General features: G+C 46.9%; 19 protein-coding genes. 7 read left to right on the top strand and 12 right to left on the bottom strand.

Annotated features, from left to right (window positions below; translation table 11 throughout):
* Positions 1 to 82: 82 nt before the first annotated feature.
* Entirely contained in the window at positions 83 to 1,105 is a 1,023-nt protein-coding gene (locus tag ACEN8J_RS04230; protein WP_495594258.1) for a substrate-binding domain-containing protein, read from the bottom strand.
* Between the two features lie 378 nt (positions 1,106 to 1,483).
* Between ACEN8J_RS04230 and ACEN8J_RS04225 the strand changes: the two genes are divergently transcribed.
* Positions 1,484 to 2,677 carry a glycoside hydrolase family 5 protein gene (locus ACEN8J_RS04225; protein WP_495594257.1) on the top strand — a complete coding sequence of 398 codons (1,194 nt, stop codon included), beginning with the start codon at positions 1,484 to 1,486 and terminating at the stop codon, positions 2,675 to 2,677.
* A gap of 215 nt (positions 2,678 to 2,892) precedes the next feature.
* Entirely contained in the window at positions 2,893 to 3,222 is a 330-nt protein-coding gene (locus ACEN8J_RS04220) for a hypothetical protein (RefSeq protein WP_029515629.1), read from the top strand.
* A 145-nt stretch (positions 3,223 to 3,367) separates the two neighbouring features.
* On the opposite strand, the gene ACEN8J_RS04215 is transcribed toward ACEN8J_RS04220, so the two are convergent.
* Together ACEN8J_RS04215 and ACEN8J_RS04210 are read right to left on the bottom strand one after the other, a co-directional pair.
* Positions 3,368 to 3,949 carry an NAD(P)H-dependent oxidoreductase gene (locus tag ACEN8J_RS04215; protein WP_134902644.1) on the bottom strand — a complete coding sequence of 194 codons (582 nt, stop codon included), beginning with the start codon at positions 3,947 to 3,949 and terminating at the stop codon, positions 3,368 to 3,370.
* 74 nt (positions 3,950 to 4,023) lie between these two features.
* Positions 4,024 to 4,608 carry a TetR/AcrR family transcriptional regulator gene (locus ACEN8J_RS04210; protein ID WP_165149595.1) on the bottom strand — a complete coding sequence of 195 codons (585 nt, stop codon included), beginning with the start codon at positions 4,606 to 4,608 and terminating at the stop codon, positions 4,024 to 4,026.
* A 282-nt stretch (positions 4,609 to 4,890) separates the two neighbouring features.
* Between ACEN8J_RS04210 and ACEN8J_RS04205 the strand changes: the two genes are divergently transcribed.
* Positions 4,891 to 5,070 carry an oxidoreductase gene (locus tag ACEN8J_RS04205; RefSeq protein WP_238437886.1) on the top strand — a complete coding sequence of 60 codons (180 nt, stop codon included), beginning with the start codon at positions 4,891 to 4,893 and terminating at the stop codon, positions 5,068 to 5,070.
* Here ACEN8J_RS04205 and ACEN8J_RS04200 read toward each other — a convergent pair.
* The gene (locus ACEN8J_RS04200; protein ID WP_080658569.1) at positions 5,048 to 5,689 is read right to left on the bottom strand and encodes a DUF4183 domain-containing protein; all 642 of its coding nucleotides are present in this window, start codon (positions 5,687 to 5,689) and stop codon (positions 5,048 to 5,050) included. The two genes, ACEN8J_RS04205 and ACEN8J_RS04200, sit on opposite strands and share 23 nt — an antisense overlap.
* Positions 5,690 to 6,135: 446 nt before the next feature.
* On the opposite strand from ACEN8J_RS04200, the gene ACEN8J_RS04195 reads away from it, so the two are divergent.
* Positions 6,136 to 6,549, top strand: coding sequence for a DUF4183 domain-containing protein (locus ACEN8J_RS04195; protein ID WP_013311418.1), 414 nt, complete (start codon positions 6,136 to 6,138; stop codon positions 6,547 to 6,549).
* Positions 6,550 to 6,710: 161 nt separating this feature from the next.
* On the opposite strand, the gene ACEN8J_RS04190 is transcribed toward ACEN8J_RS04195, so the two are convergent.
* Positions 6,711 to 7,448 carry a cyclase family protein gene (locus tag ACEN8J_RS04190; protein ID WP_029515633.1) on the bottom strand — a complete coding sequence of 246 codons (738 nt, stop codon included), beginning with the start codon at positions 7,446 to 7,448 and terminating at the stop codon, positions 6,711 to 6,713.
* A gap of 380 nt (positions 7,449 to 7,828) precedes the next feature.
* Here ACEN8J_RS04190 and ACEN8J_RS04185 point away from each other — a divergent pair, with 380 nt between their 5' ends.
* Positions 7,829 to 9,112, top strand: coding sequence for a pectate lyase family protein (locus tag ACEN8J_RS04185; protein WP_029515634.1), 1,284 nt, complete (start codon positions 7,829 to 7,831; stop codon positions 9,110 to 9,112).
* Between the two features lie 148 nt (positions 9,113 to 9,260).
* Here the strand turns inward: ACEN8J_RS04185 and ACEN8J_RS04180 are convergent, their stop codons facing one another.
* The 5 genes from ACEN8J_RS04180 to ACEN8J_RS04160 form a co-directional block, all read right to left on the bottom strand.
* Positions 9,261 to 10,328, bottom strand: coding sequence for an ABC transporter ATP-binding protein (locus ACEN8J_RS04180; protein ID WP_029515635.1), 1,068 nt, complete (start codon positions 10,326 to 10,328; stop codon positions 9,261 to 9,263).
* A gap of 214 nt (positions 10,329 to 10,542) precedes the next feature.
* Positions 10,543 to 11,922: a HAMP domain-containing sensor histidine kinase gene (locus tag ACEN8J_RS04175; protein WP_342434371.1), complete on the bottom strand. Its 1,380-nt coding sequence runs from the start codon at positions 11,920 to 11,922 to the stop codon at positions 10,543 to 10,545.
* 2 nt (positions 11,923 to 11,924) lie between these two features.
* A complete protein-coding gene (locus ACEN8J_RS04170) occupies positions 11,925 to 12,635 on the bottom strand; it encodes a response regulator transcription factor (RefSeq protein WP_029515637.1) in 711 nt (236 codons plus the stop codon).
* Positions 12,636 to 12,803: 168 nt separating this feature from the next.
* Positions 12,804 to 13,301, bottom strand: a complete 498-nt coding sequence (locus tag ACEN8J_RS04165) for a hypothetical protein (protein WP_029515638.1) — start codon at positions 13,299 to 13,301, stop codon at positions 12,804 to 12,806.
* 157 nt (positions 13,302 to 13,458) lie between these two features.
* Positions 13,459 to 20,211: a WIAG-tail domain gene (locus ACEN8J_RS04160; protein WP_495594256.1), complete on the bottom strand. Its 6,753-nt coding sequence runs from the start codon at positions 20,209 to 20,211 to the stop codon at positions 13,459 to 13,461.
* A 189-nt stretch (positions 20,212 to 20,400) separates the two neighbouring features.
* Between ACEN8J_RS04160 and fabV the strand changes: the two genes are divergently transcribed.
* Complete coding sequence (gene fabV / locus ACEN8J_RS04155) at positions 20,401 to 21,588, top strand: enoyl-ACP reductase FabV (protein WP_495594255.1); 1,188 nt, start codon at positions 20,401 to 20,403, stop codon at positions 21,586 to 21,588.
* Positions 21,589 to 21,884: 296 nt separating this feature from the next.
* Positions 21,885 to 22,037, top strand: coding sequence for a DUF1540 domain-containing protein (locus tag ACEN8J_RS04150; RefSeq protein WP_013311427.1), 153 nt, complete (start codon positions 21,885 to 21,887; stop codon positions 22,035 to 22,037).
* Positions 22,038 to 22,190: 153 nt separating this feature from the next.
* On the opposite strand, the gene brfA is transcribed toward ACEN8J_RS04150, so the two are convergent.
* Positions 22,191 to 22,430 carry a ribosome rescue factor BrfA gene (gene brfA / locus ACEN8J_RS04145; protein ID WP_495594254.1) on the bottom strand — a complete coding sequence of 80 codons (240 nt, stop codon included), beginning with the start codon at positions 22,428 to 22,430 and terminating at the stop codon, positions 22,191 to 22,193.
* A 93-nt stretch (positions 22,431 to 22,523) separates the two neighbouring features.
* Positions 22,524 to 22,895, bottom strand: a complete 372-nt coding sequence (locus ACEN8J_RS04140) for a DUF4190 domain-containing protein (RefSeq protein WP_025720792.1) — start codon at positions 22,893 to 22,895, stop codon at positions 22,524 to 22,526.
* Between the last annotated feature and the right edge of the window lie 38 nt (positions 22,896 to 22,933).

Genomic DNA, 22,933 nt, shown 5'->3' with positions numbered 1-22,933 from the left:
ATCATTATAGCTCTTTATTTTCTTTTTACAATAGAATTCATAAAAACGTTTTCAAAAAGATGAAAAGGACTTATTCAAACATTCAGTTCAGCTTTAGGACCGATTCTCTGTGGTTGATGACCGGATTCATACGGATGATTTCTGACAGCTCCTCATGATCCTGTTCTTTTTGATCAATTTTCTCCAGCAGTAGCCTGGCACTTCTTTTCCCCATTTCAAAACTCGGCTGGGAAACGGTTGTGATCGGCGGATTATAAAAAGACGCAAAGGATACATCATCTATGCCAATCAAGGAAAAGTCATTAGGTATGGTCAGATGATTATTTTTTGCATAAATCAGCACCTGCTCCAAAATCATGTCATTCGTAGCAATAATTGCAGTGGGCGGATTCTCCATGTGAAATAGTTGTCCAATCAGATTAGGCATTTCATCCAACCTGCCGCTTTTGATATAGTTTTCATTCACGGGTATGTCATGTTTACCCAGCGTATTTCGGTAACCTGACAGTCGCTCACTTCGTGTGGTGATCGCTTTTTTGCCTAAGGGGAACGTGATAATCCCAATGTTGTTATGACCATGCTCAATGAGTGCTTCAACCGCAAGCTCGCTGGCCTTTTCATTATTCAGTAGCACCGTATCTACGCTGAGTTCATCGATTTTTCGGTCCACAAACACGAAGGGATAGCCATTCTTGGCAAGGGAAACATATAATTTCTTGTTCTCTTCCGTCGGGAAAATGATAAGTCCATCCACTTGCCGAGCAATCATCGACTGGACATACTTTTTCTCTTTGAGCGAATCATCATCGGTATTGCAGACAATGACCTGGACATTTTCCAGTTGGCATTCATCTTCAATGGCACGCACGACTTCTGTTGTAAATCTCGATAAAATGGTTGAAGAAATAACCCCCACAATGAAGGTCTTCTTCTGCTTGAGACTACGTGCCACCTCATTGGGTATATAACTGAGATCCTCAATCGCTTGCTCGATCTTCTTCTTGGTGTTTTCACTCATATAGTTGTATCTCTTTTGCAGAAACTGCGAAACTGTACTCTTCGACACCCCGGCACGTTCTGCAACTTCCTTCATCGTTGTTACCATAATTACCCTCCTTTCTTTTTCTGCATGTCAGGCATGTTAATTTTCAAATATATATATTCTGCAACCTGTATGTAAAGTGAATTTCACTTTATTATATACCTTCTTTTACAGCAGGAAAATATAATAAATGAAGAGTTAGAGCGTGCCTCTACCTCATATACAAGCGCGGCCAAAAATACGGGGTGGAAACTCCTTCACGAATCTTTTACAAGAGGAACTTTCCTACTTAGCTTGATAATCCGTTGTTATAAATCTATTGATTTCGAACGAAATCTTAGAAATATACGAATTTTATGAACTTGTTTGATGGAAGATTTGAACATAAAATAAAAATGTAATCGGTTACAAATTCTTTTAAATAAAGGAGGAAGCAGAATTATGAAGAAAAAAGGATTAAAAAAAACATTTTTCGTCATTGCCTCCCTCGTAATGGGCTTCACACTGTATGGCTATACACCCGCTTCTGCAGATGCAGCCAGTGTGAAAGGATATTATCACACCCAAGGAAACAAGATTGTAGACGAATCCGGGAAAGAAGCGGCATTTAACGGCCTGAACTGGTTCGGTCTGGAAACTCCTAATTACACCTTGCATGGACTGTGGAGCCGCTCAATGGACGACATGCTGGATCAGGTGAAGAAAGAAGGCTACAATCTGATTCGTCTGCCTTACAGCAATCAGTTGTTCGATTCCAGTTCCCGTCCAGACAGTATTGATTATCACAAAAACCCTGATCTGGTCGGATTAAACCCGATTCAAATTATGGACAAGCTGATCGAAAAAGCTGGACAACGCGGTATTCAGATTATCCTTGACCGTCACCGTCCAGGCTCAGGCGGGCAATCCGAGCTGTGGTACACATCCCAGTACCCTGAGTCTCGCTGGATTAGCGACTGGAAAATGTTGGCTGATCGTTACAAAAACAACCCAACCGTCATTGGTGCGGATTTACACAATGAGCCACACGGTCAAGCAAGCTGGGGTACAGGCAATGCCTCAACAGACTGGCGTCTGGCGGCACAACGTGCAGGGAATGCGATTCTGTCGGTGAATCCAAATTGGCTGATTCTCGTAGAAGGTGTAGACCACAATGTACAAGGCAACAATAGCCAATACTGGTGGGGTGGCAACCTGACAGGTGTAGCCAACTATCCTGTCGTTCTGGACGTACCGAACCGTGTCGTATATTCTCCACATGATTACGGCCCTGGTGTATCTTCGCAGCCATGGTTCAACGACCCGGCCTTCCCGTCCAACCTGCCTGCGATCTGGGATCAAACCTGGGGCTACATCAGCAAACAAAACATAGCTCCGGTGCTGGTTGGTGAATTCGGCGGCCGTAATGTTGATTTGTCCTCCCCTGAGGGGAAATGGCAAAATGCGCTTGTTGACTATATTGGTGCCAACAACCTGTACTTTACGTACTGGTCCCTGAATCCGAATAGCGGCGACACAGGCGGTCTGCTGCTGGATGACTGGACTACCTGGAATCGTCCGAAGCAAGATATGCTGGGTCGAATTATGAAGCCTGTTGTTTCCGTAGCCCAGCAAGCGGAAGCAGCAGCCGAATAGGCACAGGCCTTCAACTTCACTTAATTAAAAAAGCCGATTTTCCTCCTTCAGGCCAGATTATGCTGGGCTATGAAGATGTGGAGAAACGGCTTTTTTTGTTCTTCCAGTTTTACACATTGTAAATTCCCCATTGAATGGGTCATTTTGTAAACTAAATCTCTCTTTCAACCGATAAATACATATGTTGGATTTTAATTTAGAAAGGAAGTATTCATGTGATTATTTGGAAGGGTTTTGGTATTTTAAATATTATTATTCCAGGGATTTTATTTGTTATTGTCGGTAGTTTAGTATCCGCTCTAGGGCTTGACTCCATAGATTCCCGGCTGCCAATGGCTTTTGTGTTCATTGTGTCGGGAGTTATTATCTGGTATTTGGGGAAAGCACTCAACTCCGACTCGGACAAAGTGCTAGTTGATATGGAAACGGGACAACGCTATCGAATGGGAACCCAGCACAGTCTATTTTTTATCCCTATGCATTATTGGGGCCCTGCCGGTCTAGCGATCGGATTTATTTTAATCGTTGCATCGATATTTATTTAACGTTGATTGCAAACATAAGCTATTCCGAACACCGCAATGCGAGCTAGTTGCTCCCATTGCGGTCTTTTTCCTTCTCGCAGGTCGATTATGCTCAGATACCGCTATGGTTTACCTGTAGGCCAATGGGTTTGGGTCAGGGGAACACCTAGCTCATGCTTCGACCTAGCTGCTCCACCTTGCTCAGCCAATCGTTGCGCTGCTGATCCGATAACTTATTCATAAGATCAATGGTCGTAGAACGCACTGGTTTGACACCACATAGATGCAGCGTGGAATCCTTCATCATCCGATGCCCAGGCTGTCCCTGGAAAAATCGGTAGTACCAGTGCGGACCGTCCATCGTTGTAATGAGGCGAGCTGTTCTTCCTTTTAGAAGCTTGTCAGGCAAGGATTTTCCTTTTTGATACTTAAACGCAAACCCCGGCATAATGGTACGGTCAATGAAGCCTTTCATTAATGCAGGCAAGCTGCCCCACCAGATTGGAAAGACAAAAACAAGATGTTCTGCCCATTTAATCGACTCCTGTGCTTGGATCAAATCAGGTTCCAGCGGCAATTTATTACGATATCCACCTAATAGATTTGGGTTAAAATCCAACTCGGATAACTGCAACAAACGAACCTCTGCTCCTGCAGCCTTCGCTCCTTTTACATAGGATTGAGCCAACGCTTCTCCATAACTGCCAGCGACTGGATTCCCTTGAATCACCAATATTTTTTTAGACATATAAGCCACTTCCTATCTTCACATTATGATTTTAGTTAGAAAACACTAACTTTATATTTAAAAAGAAAAGGCCACTACTGACCTTTACTTAATAAAGCAGTTAAACGTTGTTTGACCTCTGCTGCAAATGGAACCAGCTGCTGTGGAAGTTCACCTTCCAGGCTGGATACGGACAAGCGTGTAATAGCTCCAATGATGAGCACACCGGATAGCTGAGCATCCTGCTTCGGCAGTTCACCTTGTTGAATCCCCTGTTCGATGAATTCAGTCAACGCCTCCAGCGGCTGACGCACATTCTGGCTCTGGCTTGCTTCAACATACAGCTCATGATGCTGTGATAGTAGAAGCAAACCATACTGGTCCTCATCATGCATATTCAGCACTTCATCCACCAGTTGATGGAAACGACTAACGAAGTTCCCACTCTGCTTGCGATAGAAGTCAATTAAGGTGGTGTAGCTATTGCAATACTGCCCAAATACTTCCAAGGCCATCGCATCTTTGCTCTTAAAATGCTTATAAATCGCGGCATCCGTCACACCGGCAGCCTCTCCAATTTCTTTGACTGAAATCCCGTCAATTCCTTTGGTTGCAAATAAGCACATCGCTGCCTGCAGAATATCTTTCTTTTTGCTGTCTATATGTGTTTTCTTGTTCATAAAATTATAGTAAGTGATAACTAACTAAAATGCAAATTATATTTTTATGCAGGCTCATTCTATCTTCATACTTTCATTTGAAATATATTGTATTAAACCTAAATACCATGTTTTTATAAGTGAATGATCATAAATACAATTAATGATACGTGTATCGCCACATTTTATTCATATAAAATAGATATGTAATCGAATAAAACGGGCGCTCGGGCAGGCGGGACTCATTATGCTTAAGGTGCATGCAGTCACCCAGCAGGGAAAAGACTCAGGCAGTCTTGGCATATGAGCGACGAGCACATTTCCCCGCTGCAAAAAGTCGTGCACGCCATCCATAACCAAAGCTCCAAGGCCGGTCTTCAGCTTTGGCATGTCGGACGCAAAGGCTCGTTGCCCCAAAAACAGCTGTATCTGCCTCTGGGTTGCCTCACCGCGAACAGTATCATCCACTGGCTCGCACACTAAATTGAACAATTTCCACAATAATAGGTGTGCCGGAGGAAATTGCCTCCCCTTCGTTAAGGCGAATCGTCAGCGATTCAGGTGTCAGTCTATACAATGTGCTTTCTTGTATCATTCCATTAATGTATAGATTGGCATAACTGTTGCTTCCGACATTAAACCGCTGAAAGGGCTCCTGTACACCATCTACAGAAAATTGATCCGCCATAATCGTGATTGAAGACTCAATTGTAGCAGGTGCAAAATAAAAATATCGCTCGGCTATGGGTATAATTTCAATATTTGAAATGTCAGCTGCCGGACCGGTTGGGCCTGTTATTCCTTGGGCTCCGGTTGGGCCCGCTATGCCCTGTGCTCCAGTAGGGCCGGGTGCACCTGTTGCACCTGAACTACCTTGGACGCCAGCCGGACCTGGCGCTCCCCGTGTTCCTGCTGGACCCTGTATTCCTGGTATTCCTTGGACTCCCGGTGTTCCCGCAGTTCCCGGTATGCCTTGTGCTCCTGCTAAACCTGGAATACCTTGTACCCCTGTTAACCCGGCTTCGCCTTGCTTCCCTGTCAAACCAGGAATGCCCTGTGCTCCTGCCGAACCCGGAACACCCGGCTTTCCCGTCTTGCCCATTCTCCGCCTCCGCTTGGTAGGAGTATTTCTACATCTCCGTTGCATGATTAGCTTTGGATGCTTTTTGGCATGGAACCCCGTTTTTGTTCTACCTTTGAGTGAATAACTTGTTTTACACTTTTTACGTTTGTTGATCTTGCAATGTACGGTTCTCTTTCCTTGCCTTCTTAGTGATGAATCGCGTCTCCTCATACCAGTCGTATACACCTCCTTCTCACATGCTTATTTATGTATTGTATGCATATCCCTCTTTAGGGTTTTAGGCATTTGTAGGATGCCGATTCCAAGTATTCGCTTCCATCTGTATTTGTAGCAAAATAGGCCTTCTCCATTCACCCTATTATTAATAGAAAGGTTAATATGCCGTTTCCGAATAGGTTGAGAAATCATTTATTGATTAAGAGCCACCGAATGGCTCATACCAGTAAAGAAAGGAGATGAAAACTATGCCCATCATAAAACCTGTGTACACAGCAGTAGCTACTGCTCCCGTAGCAACTGGTGGTGCCATAAGCACGACTGTAACCCCAGCCGTGACTCGTTTTTTTGCAACAATTACAGCCGGGATGATCGGAGCAACAACAACAACTATTCCTGCTGCAAGCTTCGTAGATGACGCCGACGCTCCAGTAGTTGCTTTACCAACATTAACGGCTACTGATTCTGCTAATTATTATATTAATGGAGTTATTCAGCAGAGTTCCTTATTCACCCTGACCACGGCAAGTCTGGTCATTGCCTCTGTAGATATTACACCAGGTGTCCCCGCTGTCATAGAAATATCTGATTTTAGCGGCACAACCTCCACCATATCAACTCAGCCCACCATCTCTGCCCCTACCGTAACAATTATCACTTAAGACGTTTCATCCTTTTGATTCAAGATGGACTGAACGGTCATTCACACTGTACATTACCCCGTATAAGCTAGAAAAGACCGATTCAGATGTCGATATCTGAATCGGTCTTTTAAGCTCAAGATGAATATACAATCGTTTTCAAATGACTGGGTACTGTATGATTAAGGCAAAATAGCAAAGGAGCGCACTGGAAATCCGGGGGAATCTTGAATGCTCGGAACGATATTATATATGACCGCGCCCGTCGGGGGCAACTTGTCCAAATTTGTCAGCATCTCAACTTGATACCGATCCTGCTCCAATATGTAATATTCCCCTACCAGCTTGCCAGCTTTGCGATAAGCTACAGAAGAATCCGTATCTAGCGTTTCATGTCCAATGGCAGCCACATTCCGTTCTTCTACCAAAAAGCGTAGCGCCTCTAGCGACCAGCCTGGACAGTGTGCATCTCCGGCGTCATCCTTGTTCGAGAAGGCATCTGAATCAGGCCAACGTTTGCTCCAATCACTGCGAAAAGCGACAAAGGACTGATCAGCAATGCGTCCATGCTCTTTCTCAAAGTCCAAAATATCCGCAACCGTAAGCTCATAGTCAGAATTAGCTGCAACGGCTGCTGAACGGTCAATGACAACGAGCGGCAAAACCAGCTCCTTCAATGAAAGCTCATGCAAGTAACGTTTGCCCTTCACAAAATGAACGGGTGCGTCAATGTGAGTCCCATACTGACCTGGAAAGCAGTATTGTTTTACAAAAAAGCCATCGTCGTGGGTAAACAGGGTATCCACCTGAACATTATCGAATACTGGAAAATGAGGGATTTCAGGATAAAAAGCGTGGGACAAATCTACCCACTCTTTTTGCTTCAACAACTTCAAGATATCTGCTAAATGCTCTGCCATGATGCCCATTCCTCCTCAGCTTTATTACAAGCCATTTTACCTGAGGATTCTGCAAAAATCTATAAATCGACCTTCCAGAATGTATAGATTGAAATCGTTAACATTTTGAGAAAAAACACAAAAACAATTCCATATATTCATATATACATTTCCTATTCCGTGTGATTGTTAACGTTTTCATTATTACATATACGTCTTGATTGGAAAAAGTAGGGGTCTATTGAATTATATAAAAAATTCGACAAAAATTTTAGTATGTAACTTTTATTATATTAACAAATACTGGAACACGAAGTATGATAGAAAATGTAGAAACCACAGGAGCACCCGGGACTCCCTTCGTTTGTCTACTCTATTCATCCAATATACGGAGGTATTTTATGAAAAAGAGATTTTCACTCGGAATTGCAGCAGCTCTGCTATTCACTACCCTGTCCCCTCTTGGTTCACCTGCTCATGCAGCCAGCGATATTGGTAAAGAAACGCTTGGTAACAAAAACGGTTGGGCAGCCTTTTCTACAGGCACAACAGGCGGAGCTGCAGCCTCTTCTTCTAATATTTTCACCGTAACGAATCGCAAGCAATTAGTCGATGCTTTGGGCAAAAACAGCAATAGTACGCCTAAAATCATTTATGTCAAAGGCACGATCAACGCCAACGTCGATGACAATAACAAGCCGTTGGGATTGAACGATTACAAGGACTCTAAATATGATTTTGACGCCTACCTCAAAGCTTATGACCCATCCACTTGGGGTAAAAAGGCTCCGTCCGGCACATTGGAAAAGGCACGTGAGGCTTCACAAAAAAATCAGGCCAGTCGTGTCGTCATTGAGATTCCTTCTAATACAACGATTGTCGGTCAGGGTAGCAATGCCGTCATTAACGGCGCGAACCTTCAACTAAAAAAAGGGACAGATAATGTCATTATCCGTAATATTGAGTTCCAGGATGCCTACGATTATTTTCCTCAATGGGACCCAACGGACGGCAGCACAGGCAATTGGAATTCGGAATATGACAGCATTACAATTAACGGCGCCACACATGTATGGGTAGACCACAATACCTTCAATGATGGATCTCACCCAGATAGCCAAAACGGCTCCTTTTACGGTCAAGAATACCAGCATCATGATGGGCTTCTCGATGTGATTAACCAGGGCGATCTGGTTACGGTTTCTTACAATCATTTTTACGATCATGATAAATCATCGATTATTGGCAACAGCGACAGTAAAACAGCAGATGAAGGGACTTTACGTGTAACCCTGCATCACAATTATTATGAAAACACGGTACAACGCACACCACGCGTGCGGTATGGACAAGTCCATCTGTACAACAATTACTATACAGGTGATGTAAAACGCTCCGAATATCCTTCACTGTATATATGGGGCGCAGGTAAATCCTCCAAAATCTTCGCCGAAAACAATGTTATTGACGTTGCCGGTTTATCTGCAGCTAAAATCGTGACTGTCTTTGGTGGAACTGCCCTGTCAGATACGGGCACAATCCTGAATGGACAAGCTGTTAATGCAGGCTCCAGTGCGGGTCTTAGCTCCTCTGTAGGCTGGAAACCATCGCTGAACGATAAAATTTCCCCATCCGCCAGTGTGAAGGCAGAAGTCACTTCCCAAGCTGGCTCTGGTAAGCTGTAAACACTGCCCATTAACACAAATAACCGCAGACGCATACAACCTGCGATTTTACACCAAAAAGGCTGCTTCCTCCGTAGAATGATTCCACACGGAGAGAACAGCCCTTTTTTTTATTTTTCATTTGTTTAATTACAAATTATAGCGCACATTAACTACCGTATTGTTCTACCAAAACCGGCTTTTCAAATGCGTTATCCAGCTTGCGAAGCTTAGCCTTTACCGCATCTGGTGGCTCAACCGCTGGCGCATCTGGATGCAGCAACCATGATTTCACAAAATGCGTATCGGATAATTGAAAGAGTGGAGGCTCTTTCTCAAAGTCAATTTTCATAGCATAAGAACTGCGAGCTGCAAAAGCATCCCCTACAGGTGGGTGAAGCAGATCCGGAGGTGTTCCCGGAATAGCTGCCAGCTTCTGACCATGGCTGTCCAAACTTGGCATAGAGGCGAGAAGGCCCCATGTATATGGATGTTTCGGGTTGTAGAAAATTTCATTAACCGTACCTGTTTCCACGATTTGTCCTGCGTACATAACAGCAACGCGATCAGCCATCTTCGCCACAACACCGAGGTCATGAGTAATAAAGATGATGGAAGTATCAATCTTTTTCTGAAGATCTTTCATCAGTTCCAAAATTTGAGCTTGAATCGTTACGTCCAACGCAGTCGTCGGCTCATCGGCAATCAGAAGTTTCGGATTAGCAGCCAATGCCATCGCAATGACGACACGTTGACGCATACCGCCACTAAATTCATGCGGATATTGGTTAAAACGCTGTTCTGGATGTGGAATACCTACTAGATTCAGCAACTCAATACCCCGCTTGCGAGCAGCATCCTTGGATATTTTTTCATGCTTGAAAAGCACTTCCGTAATCTGCTTGCCCACTTTCATCGTCGGGTTAAGCGAAGTCATTGGGTCCTGAGAAATCAGGCCAATTTCCTTACCACGAATTTTTTGCATCTGCTTTTCCGTTTTATTAATCAGCTCTTGTCCGTCAAACATAATTTGACCCTTTTGATAAATGCCCGGAGGGGTCGGAATCAACTTCATAACAGCTTGTGAGGTTACGCTTTTACCTGAGCCGGATTCGCCCACAATCGCCAGCGTCTCTCCTTTATTGACATGAAAGTTTACGCCACGAATGGCCTGCACTAGTCCCTGGCGGGTCTTGAAAGATATCGTTAAGTCCTTCACTTCCAAAAGGCGGTTCATCTCATCACTCTTTCATTTATTATTCATCACTATTATTGACCACTATCTAAAAAAACGACGTCCATGAGTCAAGGTATATACGATTAATTTTACTCAGTTTAGTACCTACCAGTCAAGCTATATCTCAAATATCACCGAAAAACTTCCATTCGATGTTAGATAAATGAAATGTTTCTCCGAAAAAACGATCATTTTTAACCATTTTTGTACTCATTTATAACATGCGCTGGATATAGCTGAAGCGTGCTCCACCCAATGGCGAACGTGTGCAGAGTAGTTCTCCATTCAACCGGGTAGCAATTTGACGACAAATAGCCAATCCAAGACCTGTGACACCATTCGAGCCCGCATAGAATCTTCCGAACACCTCGGTTGCCTCTTGTTCGGTCAGCCCTTCCCCATCATCATCCACATGCATAACCCATACAACCTCCGGTGTTGTCCCTGTCTCCAAATGAATGACAACCTCCGCAGAGGTATGCCGAACTGCATTTTGCAGCAAATTCAATATCATGCGGAACAATTGCTCGGCCGGAACGGCCACATGCAGACCCTCTCCCTCCACTCGGAGCGAGATAGAACGTTCAGCAGCCACCGGCATCAATAGATGAACAGCATCCTCCGCCATGCTTCTAAGATCAACCAGAGAGACAGGCCACTCTTCATTCAGCGCCTCCAGCCTCGATAGCTGCAGCAGCTTTTCCACCATGTCAATTAACCGCTGGGACTGCACTTTGATGATACTCAGTCCCTCGTCCTGGGATACCACTTGATCCTGTATGGCATATACATAGCCTTGAATCGACATTAACGGTGTCCTTAGCTCGTGAGATACATTTTGTAGAAATTCAATTTGACCGTGATGGTGCTGCTGAATACGGGCGGACATGGAATGAAAGGTGCCGATCAGCTCGCCAATCTCACTTTTATCCGCCTGTGGAAAATCACTATCCTGCGGCTGATTCGGCTCATAGTTGCCAACCGCCTCTTTCAATCGTTTGAGCGGACGCACCAGACGCGAGACCACCATCAGACCAATGACGAGAATCACTAAAAAACCCGCGATGATAGACAGTAATGTGGTTCTCATTAACGGTACATACAGGGCTCTCAAAGAAGATAAGGGTGAGTATACAAAAATACGAAAAGGTTGTCCGGGCAATTCCTCATTCGTAAACAGTACCTTTTTACCTTGAAGCACAGCCACCCCTTCATGTGTAGCGGTCAGATCCTGGGCAGACGGATGAACCGATGCAAAAAATCCCTGGCGGATCAAAAGCAAATGTTCGATCTTTTTGCCTTCCATTCCAGAAACGCTTGAGTCAATGATGTGGTTATCCGTGCTTAAAATAAAGTAATCGGTAGATAAAAGCACGCCCTTGATAACATAGTTAAATTCAGCATTATCCAGTCGATCAAAGCCTCCATCACTCATAATATGGACGGCTTTGCGTGCCTGCTCATGAAGTTTGGATTTGGCTTGATTCACCAGAATGTCGTCGATAAGTCTGATGAATAAGACCACTGTAATACAGACGGTAATAAGCATGGCGATGGACAGGGAAAGCAGTATTTTAGCTCTCATCGTACGCATGATTACAACTCCTGAACCGTTGCTTTATATCCGAAACCCCATACGGTGTTAATGACGAGCGTAGAGTGATATTCAGCTAACTTTTTACGAATCCGTTTGACCAGATCATCCACGACTCTCACATCACCTATAAAATCATAGCTCCACACCTGCTGAATCAGATGTTCCCTGCCAAAAGGTCTTTCCAGATGATTCGCAAGAAACAGCAACAGATCGAATTCACGTGAGGTTAAATTCAGCTCTTGTCCGTCCACTGTGACTTTACGAAAGTCAGCAAAAATATACAGATTGCCCGCATGGCATAGATCTGCGTTTTCTGCCGCTTGCCTATCGTCCGATGCAGACATTCCGGCCTTGCTCAGTCTCAGCATTGCTTTGACCCTTCCTACCAACTCCCTTGGATTAAAGGGCTTGGTCAAAAAATCGCTGCAGCCCAGCTCCAGCCCGTGAATACGGTCGTTCTCTTCTCCACGGGCAGAGATCATAATGATCGGCATTTCCGTAAACTCACGAAGCTGAGTCAGTAGAGAAAGCCCATCAATGCCAGGCATCATAATATCAAGAACGAGACAATCCGGACGGTTCGTACGGATATGCTCTACCAGTGTTTTACCGCTGGAAAAGGAAGTCACCTCGTAGGATTCTTTTTTCAAATATTCAGATATTAATTGCAGAATGAACACATCGTCATCCACTACTACTATTTTTGTCATGGCCTTAACCCCTTGCCGTTGTTCTGGATGCTTCCATCCTCTCTTTAAGCTTAACAGAAGCCTAGCAGAATAGACAAAAGACGGGTATACCGTTCCCGGTCCCGTCTTTCTTATCATGAATCGCTGCTGTATATGCCAGGCGAGCTGAGTGCTAACTACGCATCAAACTTATTTCTTGGTTGTTACTACTTTGGCTGCTGCTTTTGGAGCTGTTTTTGCTGGGACTGCTTTTTTAACTGGAGTTTTGTGGGTCACTTTTTTAGCTACGACATGATGTGTACGAGTTTTATGAGCTGTTGCTTTGTGTTTAACAACATTATGTTTTTTGGCATGATGTTTAACTGTACGGTGCTGCCCTTTCACTGCTTTAGTTTTGTGGCTTGCCGCTTTTTTCGCAACGGATTTTTTGGCAGGGGCTTTCTTTGCTTTGGTTGTTGTTTTATGAGCTGTTACAGCTTTTTTAACCGGTGTTTTTACCACAGGTGCTTTCGTCACAGGTGCTTTTGCCGGTGTTTTGGTAGCTGGTGTCATAACCGCAGGAGCTTTGGTTACTGGTGCAGTGCTCGCTGGAGTCGTTGTTGCTGTAGCGGCGAATGCGCTGCTTGCTCCTCCCAGTACACTTACTACGGTCAATACGGCTGCTGCATTTTTAGTCCATTTTTTCATGATTGAATCACCTCTCCTTTAAAGTATCTTTAGCTTATCAGGAGAATTCGGCATAATTGTGGAGCAAATGTGTGAAAAGTATATGAAAAAGCGTGCAGCTCTGTATTTAGAAAATACATGAGTCTGCACGCTATGAGTTTTACAATAACCGTCTTCACTAGCCAATGGCGATCCAGGAAATAATACCGTAGTTATGCGCGGTTTCGTTCCACTTGGTTACGACGATCACTGCTCCATTCGGCGTCTGAGATTTCAGCGTCGCATGAAAGAGAGGGTGGTTCGTCATCGCTACTAATGTGTAGTCCGGGTTTACAAAAGTCTCCCCGAATACAATGGTCACTTCCGTCTCTCCTTCACTGCCTTTCAAAAGAAACGGCGCTCTGCCGAACTGCTGCAATGCGGGCTGATTCGCACACGTACGAACCGGAGTGATGCTCAAATGCTCCGGCTTCACTGCGTTCAGCTCCAACTCACGTGAGCCTACAGTGCCTTCCACCAGATGATGGCCTTCAATGCTCTGCTCTGCCACATGATGGCTTTGTACCGCAGCGGCCTGCAGATGCTCTGCTCCCACAGCTCCCGGGCTCAGCACCTCGCTGTCGACGGCCTGAGCTTGCAGATGGTTTCGAGATATACTGTTTGCCTGAAGTCTGTCGCCACTGATACCTTCCTCTGGCAAAAGTCCCGAGAGATGAATATCTGTGGACAGCTGAGCCCGTGTCACTGAGCCTGCTTTTAGGTGATGCGAATCAATAACTTCCTCTCCAATGTGGTGGCTCTCAATAGCCTCCTCAGCCACATGACGGGACTGTACCGTTCCATCTGCCAGCTTGCTGGATGTTACCGCTCCTTCTTGTATAGCATCCTCAACCACCGCCTGCCAGCCTACATGCTGTGGTTGAATAGCCCCTGCTTGCAGATGCTCCGACTGGACTGAATCCAGCGCGATATGCCTGGACTGCACCACGCCTTCTGCCAGTGCGGACCCTTGGATCGCCCCCTCGGCCAAATGCTGAGCGTGTACGGCATGCTCCGTTAAATGCACGGAGTTTATGCTGGCTTCTGCCAAATTCGAAGCACGCACCGCCCGAAGTGCAAGCTTCTCAGCGTTCACGCTGCCTGCCTGGAGCGCGTGAACCGATATACTCCCCGGCGCAATATGCCGAGTCATCACTGCCGAAGCCTGCAAATGATCAGAGGTGACCGATTCAGGAGCCAGGTGGCTCGACTGGACGGCCTCTTCTGCCAAATGATTGGCTTGCACCGCTTCGTCTGTAATGTGCCACGGCTGGACCGAATGAGGAGATATTTTAGCGGCAGTTACGCCATCATCCGCTAGTTTGTCGGACGTAACGGACTCATTCTGCAAAGCATCGGTCGATATTGCTTGTGAGGCGATATGCACACCTTGAATAGTTCCAAGATGCAGATGGTGCGGTTGAATAGACTCCGGTGCGATATGCACGGACTTCACCGCCCCCTCTGCCAGCGCTCTGTCCTGTACAACACCGGGTGCCAAATGCCGAGGGTGTACGGCATGCTCAGACAGCTGTGAAGGACCAACACTTCCTTCCGCGAGATTCGTCGCGTGCACCGAGCGTGCCGCCAGTTTTTCCGAGGTGATGCTTTCTGCTTGAAGCGCACGACCTGACACACTGTCCTGGGCCAGATGTCTCGCAAATACCGAGGAAGCCTGCAAATGATCAGAGGTGACGGATTCAGGAGCCAGATGGCTCGACTGGACGGCCTCTTCTGCCAAATGATTGGCTTGCACCGCTTCGTCTGTAATGTGCCATGGCTGGACTGAGTGAGCAGACAGCTTGGCGGCAGTCACGCCCTCATCCGCCAGTTTGTCGGACGTAACGGACTCATTCTGCAAAGCATCGGTCGGTATTGCTTGTGAGGCGATATGCACACCCTGAATGGTTCCCATTTGCAGATGATGCGACTGGACGGACTCCGGTGCGATATGCACGAATTTCACTGCCCCTTCTGCCAGCGCTCTGTCCTGTACTGCACCAGGTGCCAAATGCCGGGGGTGTACGGCATGCTCAGACAATTGTGAAGGGCCGACGCTTCCTTCCGCGAGATTCGTCGCTTGCACCGAGCGTGCCGCCAGCTTTTCCGAGGTGACGCTTTCTGCTTGTAACGCACGGCTAGACACACTATCCGGGGCCAGATGGCTCGCAAGTACCGCCGAAGACTGCAAGTGGGCTGAAGTGACAGATTCCGGTGACAGATGGCTCGACTGGATGGTCTCTTCTGCCAAATGATTGGCTTGCACTGCTTCGTCCGCAATGTGCCACGGTTGTACCGAGTGAGCCGACAGTTTGGCAGCAGTCACACCCTCATTCGCTAATTTATCAGACGTAACGGATTCATCCTGTAATACATCGGTCGATATCGACAGGGATGCCAGATGCTCGCTCTGAATAGTTCCAGGGTGCAGGTGATGCGGCTGGATGGATTCCGGGGCAATGTGTACTGACTTCACTGCCCCCTCAGCTAGCGCTGTATCCTGCACAGCGCCGACTGCCAAATGCTGAGTGTGTACCGACTGTGCAGATAAATGCGAAGGACCGACGCTGTCTTCCGCAAGATTCGTCCCTTGTACCGAGCGTGCTGCCAGCTTTTCCGAAGTGACGCTTTCCGCTTGTAGCGCAAGACCGGATACACTATCCGGCGCCAAATGACTCGCAAGTATCACCGAAGACTGTAAGTGGGCTGAGGTGACAGATTCCGGCGCCAGATGACTTGATTGAACGGCCTCTTCTGCCAAATGATTAGCTTGCACTGCTTCATCTGTAATGTGCCACGGCTGTACCGAGTGAGCCGACAACTTAGTGGCAGTCACACCCTCATCGGCCAATTTATCAGATGTCACAGACTCATCCTGTAAAACATCAGTCGATATCGACTGAGATACCAGATGCTCGCCCTGAATGGTTCCAGGGTGCAAATGGTGTGATTGGATTGATTCTGGAGCGATATGCACGGATTTCACTGCTCCCTCTGCCAACGCTCTATCCTGTACCGCTCCGGCTACCAGATGCCGGCTGTGTACGGAATGTGCAGACAGATGTGACGGTCCGATGCTGCCTTCCGCAAGATTCGTCCCTTGTACCGAGCGCGCTGCCAGCTTTTCCGAGGTGACGCTTTCCGCCTGTAGTGCACGACCGGATACACTATCTGGCGCCAGATGACTCGTAAGCACTGAGGAAGCCTGCAAATGGCGAGAGGTAACGGATTCGGAAGCCAGATGGCTTGACTGGATGGATTCTGCTGCCAAATGATTTCCTTGCACTGCTTCGTCTGTAATGTGCCACGGCTGTACCGAGTTGACCGCCAGCTTGGCGGAAGTCACACCCTCATCCACCAATTTATCGGAGGTAACAGACGCATCCTGCAAAGCATCGGTCGATATGGCCTGGGATGCGATATGCTCGCCCTGAATGCTTCCTGTGTGCAGGTGATGTGGCTGGATTGACCCCGCGGTAATGTGTACCGACTTCACTGCTCCCTTTGCCAGCGTTGTATCCTGTACTGCGCCAGTTGCCAAATGCCGGGCGTGTACCGACTGTGCAGACAAATGTGACGGGCCGACGCTGTCTTCCGCAAGATTCGTTCCTTGCACCGAGTGGGCTGCCAGCTTTTCCGAGGTGACGCTTTCCGCTTGTAGCGCACGGCCGGACACACTATCCGGGGCCAGATGGCTCGTGAGCACTGACGAAGACTGCAAGTGGGCTGAAGTGACACTTTCCGGTGCCAGATGGTTCGACTGGATGGATTCTGCTGCCAAATGATTTCCTTGCACTGCTTCGTCTGTAATGTGCCACGACTGTACGGAGTGGGCCGACAGCTTGGCGGCAGTCACGCCCTCATCTGCCAGTTTGTCAGATGTCACAGACTCATCTTGTAAAGCATCGGTCGAAATGGCCTGGGATGCAATATGCTCGCCCTGAATGATTTCAGTATGCAGATGGTGTGGTTGGATCGATTCCGGGGCAATGTGCACGGACTTCACCGCTCCCTCTGCCAGCACTCTATCCTGTACCGCTCCAGCTGCCAAATGCCGCGTGTGTACGGACTGCACAGATAGATGTGAAGGGCCGATACTGCCTTCTGCAAGGTTCAATCCTTGTACCGAGCGGGCTGCCAGCTTTTCCGAGGTTACACTTTCCGCTTGAAGTGCACGACCGGACACACTATCCGGAGCCAAATGTCTCGTTAGCACCGAGGAGGCCTGTAGGTGCACCGAGGTGACCGCTCCAGATGCCAGATGGGTCGAGTCCACAACCGCCACGGCCAAATGGTTGCTTTGTACAGCTTCATCCATAATATGCTCGGACTGCACTGCATGGGCTGACAACTTGGTAGAGGTTACACTTTCCTCTGATAGTTTGGCAGAGGTAACCGCTTCATCCTGTATGGCTTGAGTCGCTATAGCCTGCAATGCAATATGCTCTCCCTGAATGATCCCGCTTTGCAAATGCTCGGATTGGATGGATTCTGCTGTAAGATGCTCAGACTTCACAGCATTCTGGGCTAATATCGTGTCCTCTACTGATCCTGCGGCCAAATGTCTGGTTTGTACGGCCTGTGCAGCCAAATGCCCGGGTCCCACGCTGTTTTCCGCCAGGTTGGAAGCCTGCACAGCCCGAGCCGCTAACTTCTCGGAAGTGACGCTTTCCGACTGAAGTGCATGGCCGGACACACTATCTGGGGCGAGATGTTTGGTTTGGACCGAAGCAGACTGCAAATGGTTGGAGGTGACGGATTCCGGCGCCAGATGATTCGCCTCCACTGCTTCAACAGCCAGATGGTTGCTCAGTACTGCTTTATCCGTAATATGCCATGGCTGCACCGAACGAGCAGACAGCTTGGAGGAAGTGACACTGCCCTCAGCTAGCTTAGGCGCAGTAATCGCCAAATCATTAATTTTATCCGTAGCCACACTTTCCGGCGATAGTTTCAACGAAGTAACGGCATGATCCTGTAAATGGTGGGAGTATACCGCACCACTGGCCAAATGCGCGGTATGAACAGCGCCTTCGCCTAGTATGTCTGCGGTAACGGACTGTTCTTGCAACGCCGCGGTTCCGACACTGTCTTCCCCAAGATGCTTGCTCTGTACAGAGCTCTGGGCCAAATGGGTTGAATCCACCGATTGAGCCTGTAACGCCTTTCCGCCCACACTGTTGTCGGCAAGGTGGTTTTCACGGATTACTCCCGTTGCAATGTGTACGTGGGTAATGGCTTGAGACGCAACTTTATTTCCGGTTACCGCCCCTGTGCCAATTTTAGTTTCTATAACCGCCTCGTCAGCGATTTTGTCAGACTTAATAGCGCTCGAAGCGATGTGATTTTCCTTGATAGCCTGATTCGCCACATGGTAATCCAGAACTGCACCCTTCCCTATTTTCTCGCTTGTCACAGCCCCGGAATGCAAATGTTGCTCCGTAACCGCCTCTGGTGCAATATGATCTTTCCGAATAATTTCGGATTGAAGATGCACGGAAGAAACTGCCTCTGGAGAAATCTGAGGTCCTTGTATGGCTGCTGTTGCAATATGTCTGGTAAGTACTGCCTCATCGGCAATTTTGTGTGGGAGAATGCTCTGATCCGATATTTTGGATGAAGTGACGGATTGATCAACAATCTGCAATGAGCCTACAGACTGATCTGCCAGTTTATTGGATTGAATACTCCGATCCGCGATATGCCGGGCTGTTACTTGGCCCGTTCCAAGCTGCTCTTCCCCGATGGAGCCAGGACCCAGATGCTTTCTTTCAATCGCTCCTGCCTGAATGTGCGTACTGGTGACTGCCTCAGACTCCAGATGACGCCCGCTGACAACACCTTCCTCCAATTGTTCCCTGCCCACAATTCCGTCGGATAGCTGCTTGCGATTAATCGAACCGGGGGCCAAATGCCTTGCATGAACGGCATGCTCGGTCAGGTGCGCGCTCTCAATGCTGCCTGCCTGGATTTTAGTTCCATCCACAGCCCCATCCCGCAATTTGGAGGTGGTCACAGACTGATCGCCCAGCTTGGAGCTATCAACAGCTTCATTCGCCAAATTGTTCGATTGAATCGTACCGCTGCGAATTTTATCGGAGGTGACCGACTGATCTTGAAGCATATCTGAAGACACGATCCATTGCTTGAAATGACGGCTTTCAATCGAGCCATTGGCAATATGATCGCCGCTGATAATTTTATCCGCCAGCTTTTCTGGAGTGATGCTGCCATCACGAAGTTTTTCACCACTAATAGAGCGATCCTGCAATTTACTGCCTGCCACTGATGCGTCTGACAGATGCTCGACCGTAATGGAGTCGGGAGCAATCTTCGAAGCAGTCACAGCACCGTCAGCTATTTTAATTGTATGAACAGCATAATCTGCTAGAAATTCCGTTTGGATACTCTCTTGTTTCAGCTTGCTGGAATCTATGGAAGCGGGAGCGATCTTTTCACCTGTCACAGCGAAATCACTCAAATCGTCTGTATAGATGAAAGCATTGTTTACATGCGGAGCCTTCTTATTGTTCAAAATTTCTTCCACATCAATTGGATCAGGTTCTGGTTCCGGCTCTAGCTCTATCTCTGGCTCTGGCTCTAGCTCTGGCAGTGGGGGTTCTTCCATCAAAGCTGGAGTCTCCTCAACATCTGCAACCTCAATTTCTTTCTCGTGCAGAGCCTCGACTTCAGGCTCGACAACTGTCTTTAGCTCCGACTCCTCTGTAGTTGGGGGAGGCGGAGAAGCAACTTGATGAAGTCTTGCTTCTGTCTCCCTCTCCGCAGGCAGTGGTTTTGAGCGTTGTATCATACTTAACTCATTCATATCCGGGTCAATTACACGATAGAGCGGCTTTTTGTTTCTGTTGGTTTTTCGGCTCTTGTTCTTCAAGCAGCTCTCTCCCTTCTCATGTTTATCGTTACAGCATCATATGCAGACCCTTAGGCACTTGCCACCCTGTACAGAGATTCACTTTTGGGTAAAAAGGATACTTACTAAAATCCACGTTTGAAAAAAAATAGTTAAAAGTTAAAATAGTAAGGGTGAAGATCGCTACAAGAAGAGAGGAATTACAATAACATGATTATCAAACCAAGAACACGTGGCTTTATCTGCACCACTGCTCATCCGGTGGGCTGTGCCCAACATGTTCAGGAGCAAATTGACTATGTACAGGCCCGTCCTGCTATCCAAGGCCCCCGTAATGTACTTGTAATCGGGGCATCTGCCGGATATGGATTGGCTTCTCGCATTACTGCCGCCTTCGGTGCGCGTGCCAATACAATTGGCGTGTATCGTCCTAGCAATGCTACGGCTACACGCACAGCATCGGCAGGCTGGTACAATTCTGCTGCATTTGAAAAAGCCGCTCAGGAAGCTGGGCTTAAATCCTTAAGCGTGACAGGAGATGCCTTCTCGGATGAGGTCAAAGCCAAAACGGTGGAAGCCATTCGCGAAGAACTGGGACAAGTCGATCTAGTGGTTTATAGTGTCGCTTCAGGTCGCCGTACAAATCCCCGCACAGGCGAAACGTTTAATTCCGTGCTTAAACCTATTGGTAAGCCTTACACAAACAAGACCGTTAACTTCCACACCGGGGAAGTCAGCAGCGTGACGCTCGAACCCGCAACAGAAGAAGAGGTACAAGGAACTGTAGAAGTTATGGGCGGTGAGGACTGGAAATTGTGGATTGACGCCTTGCGTGCTGGCGGCGTGCTCGCCGATACTGCAACGACCTTCTCTTTTTCGTACATCGGTTCAGATATTACACAAGCCATCTACAGAGAGGGCAGTATCGGAAGTGCAAAGGATCATCTGGAGGAGACAGCACGTCAGCTGAACGATCAGCTGAAAGTTACAGGCGGACGCGCCTTCGTCGCAGTCACCAAAGGACTCGTTACCCAATCAAGCTCCGCTATCCCTGTCGTTCCTCTGTATATTTCTGTTTTATATAAGGTAATGAAGGAAAAAGGGCTGCATGAAGGGTGCGTAGAACAGAGCTACCGCCTGTTTGCTGAGCGTCTGTACGCACCAGAAATTCCTGTAGATGAAGAAGGACGTATTCGCATTGATGATTGGGAACTGCGCGAAGACGTGCAGGCAGAGGTTGAGAAGATATGGGAGGCGCTGACGACCAACAATATCTACGAATTGTCAGATCTTGAAGGATATCGTCGCGAATTTTTCCAACTGTTCGGCTTTGAGTTCGAAGGTGTGGACTATGATGCTGATATTGATCCCATCATAAATATTCCTAACGTGCGCTAAGTCTTTTAGTGCTGTCCCTATGTTAGAAAAACAAAAAAAGCTGTTCTCCAGCAGAGAAACATTTCGTTCTGCATGGAGGACAGCTTTTGTTTTTAATTAAAAGGGACACTTATGTCCGCTTTGAACTGCAAATGATGCTATCATTGCAATTTTAAATTTCATTTGATATTGTACAGGTAGGCATAGCAAAATCCCTCTTCCTAACAAGAGGGTAAACACAGTTGGACAAGTCCTACCTTGACTGACCGTGATACTATTTGCTCAGCCCATCACACCCATATAAGGAGGTGCACAACATGGCAAAAGACGTTCTGTGTGAAGTCAACTCTTGTACGTACTGGGCCCAAGAGAATAAATGCAGCGCTAGCTCCATTTACATCGTAAGCAACAGACCAGAAGACACTCACAAGTCTGAAGAAACAGACTGCAAAACCTTCGAAGCCAAGTAAATCTTTGATTTCAAGCCTAGCTTTATAATGAAGGAGCCCATGCCCGGGTTCCTTCTTTCTTATGATATTCTAACAAGAATGATAATTATTATCAAGTCCTTTTTCGGTACAGAAAAGCGCTTTTCGCTTGTATACAATCATTTCTCTGCTACTTTATAAATCCACGCCGAAAAGGACACTGCTGTTCTCTCTAAAGACAAAAAAAGAAGCGTCGCTCTGAACGATTCGCTTCTTATGCTTGACCTTTTGTAATTGTTCCTGCTTGGTCGGCTTCATTCGTATGTGCTGTGAAATCTCGCCATAATGGTCATTTGTTTTGCGGCTCTGTGCCACGCAATAGATTCCAGCGCGTTTTGCCTTGCTTAGCGCTTTTTGTGTTTGAGTACGTGCCATACGGCTTCACTCTCCTTCATTGGACTCCTTTTATCATAGCATCCAATAGTCAAATCGTGAATGGTTTGTCTGACTCAAGCATTCTTCAATTCATTAAATGTCTGAAAAAATATCCGGATCGCCACTGGAGGCCGCTACAATAAAAACAATAACTATAAAAATGATGATCAGTGTATAAATCAGTGTACCGATAATACTACATACCAGTCCAGCAATGGCCATACCTCTGCCTTGCTCGCCATGACGGTTAATTTCCTTCAGGGAAAGACTGGACAAAATAATACCCACAATTCCGATAATCAACCCGATATAGGGAATGACAACAGATAAAATCCCGAGCACCATCGAGGCAACAGCTTTACTATTGGTAGGTGGAACTACTGGGGGCGGGTTAAATGGGGCGTTATAATCGTTCGTCTCCTGAAAAGGATCGGAAGATCGAGGCTCCTTGTACAAATCACTCATCTGTTAAATTCAACTCCAATACGAAAAATAGCAATTAT

It is taken from the genome of Paenibacillus sp. Paensp38, assembly GCF_059491915.1.
The sequence above is the reverse complement of the archived record's forward strand: the minus strand, read 5'-3'. Positions and strand labels throughout refer to the sequence as shown.

Coding starts and splice junctions, on each gene's coding strand:
- ACEN8J_RS04170 (WP_029515637.1), bottom strand. CDS start 12,635: ATGACAAAAATAGTAGTAGTGGATGACGATGTGTTCATTCTGCAATTA.
- ACEN8J_RS04210 (WP_165149595.1), bottom strand. CDS start 4,608: ATGAACAAGAAAACACATATAGACAGCAAAAAGAAAGATATTCTGCAG.
- brfA (WP_495594254.1), bottom strand. CDS start 22,430: ATGGCACGTACTCAAACACAAAAAGCGCTAAGCAAGGCAAAACGCGCT.
- fabV (WP_495594255.1), top strand. CDS start 20,401: ATGATTATCAAACCAAGAACACGTGGCTTTATCTGCACCACTGCTCAT.
- ACEN8J_RS04185 (WP_029515634.1), top strand. CDS start 7,829: ATGAAAAAGAGATTTTCACTCGGAATTGCAGCAGCTCTGCTATTCACT.
- ACEN8J_RS04165 (WP_029515638.1), bottom strand. CDS start 13,301: ATGAAAAAATGGACTAAAAATGCAGCAGCCGTATTGACCGTAGTAAGT.
- ACEN8J_RS04150 (WP_013311427.1), top strand. CDS start 21,885: ATGGCAAAAGACGTTCTGTGTGAAGTCAACTCTTGTACGTACTGGGCC.
- ACEN8J_RS04180 (WP_029515635.1), bottom strand. CDS start 10,328: ATGAACCGCCTTTTGGAAGTGAAGGACTTAACGATATCTTTCAAGACC.
- ACEN8J_RS04215 (WP_134902644.1), bottom strand. CDS start 3,949: ATGTCTAAAAAAATATTGGTGATTCAAGGGAATCCAGTCGCTGGCAGT.
- ACEN8J_RS04225 (WP_495594257.1), top strand. CDS start 1,484: ATGAAGAAAAAAGGATTAAAAAAAACATTTTTCGTCATTGCCTCCCTC.
- ACEN8J_RS04200 (WP_080658569.1), bottom strand. CDS start 5,689: ATGGGCAAGACGGGAAAGCCGGGTGTTCCGGGTTCGGCAGGAGCACAG.
- ACEN8J_RS04205 (WP_238437886.1), top strand. CDS start 4,891: ATGAGCGACGAGCACATTTCCCCGCTGCAAAAAGTCGTGCACGCCATC.
- ACEN8J_RS04195 (WP_013311418.1), top strand. CDS start 6,136: ATGCCCATCATAAAACCTGTGTACACAGCAGTAGCTACTGCTCCCGTA.
- ACEN8J_RS04140 (WP_025720792.1), bottom strand. CDS start 22,895: ATGAGTGATTTGTACAAGGAGCCTCGATCTTCCGATCCTTTTCAGGAG.
- ACEN8J_RS04175 (WP_342434371.1), bottom strand. CDS start 11,922: ATGCGTACGATGAGAGCTAAAATACTGCTTTCCCTGTCCATCGCCATG.
- ACEN8J_RS04190 (WP_029515633.1), bottom strand. CDS start 7,448: ATGGCAGAGCATTTAGCAGATATCTTGAAGTTGTTGAAGCAAAAAGAG.
- ACEN8J_RS04230 (WP_495594258.1), bottom strand. CDS start 1,105: ATGGTAACAACGATGAAGGAAGTTGCAGAACGTGCCGGGGTGTCGAAG.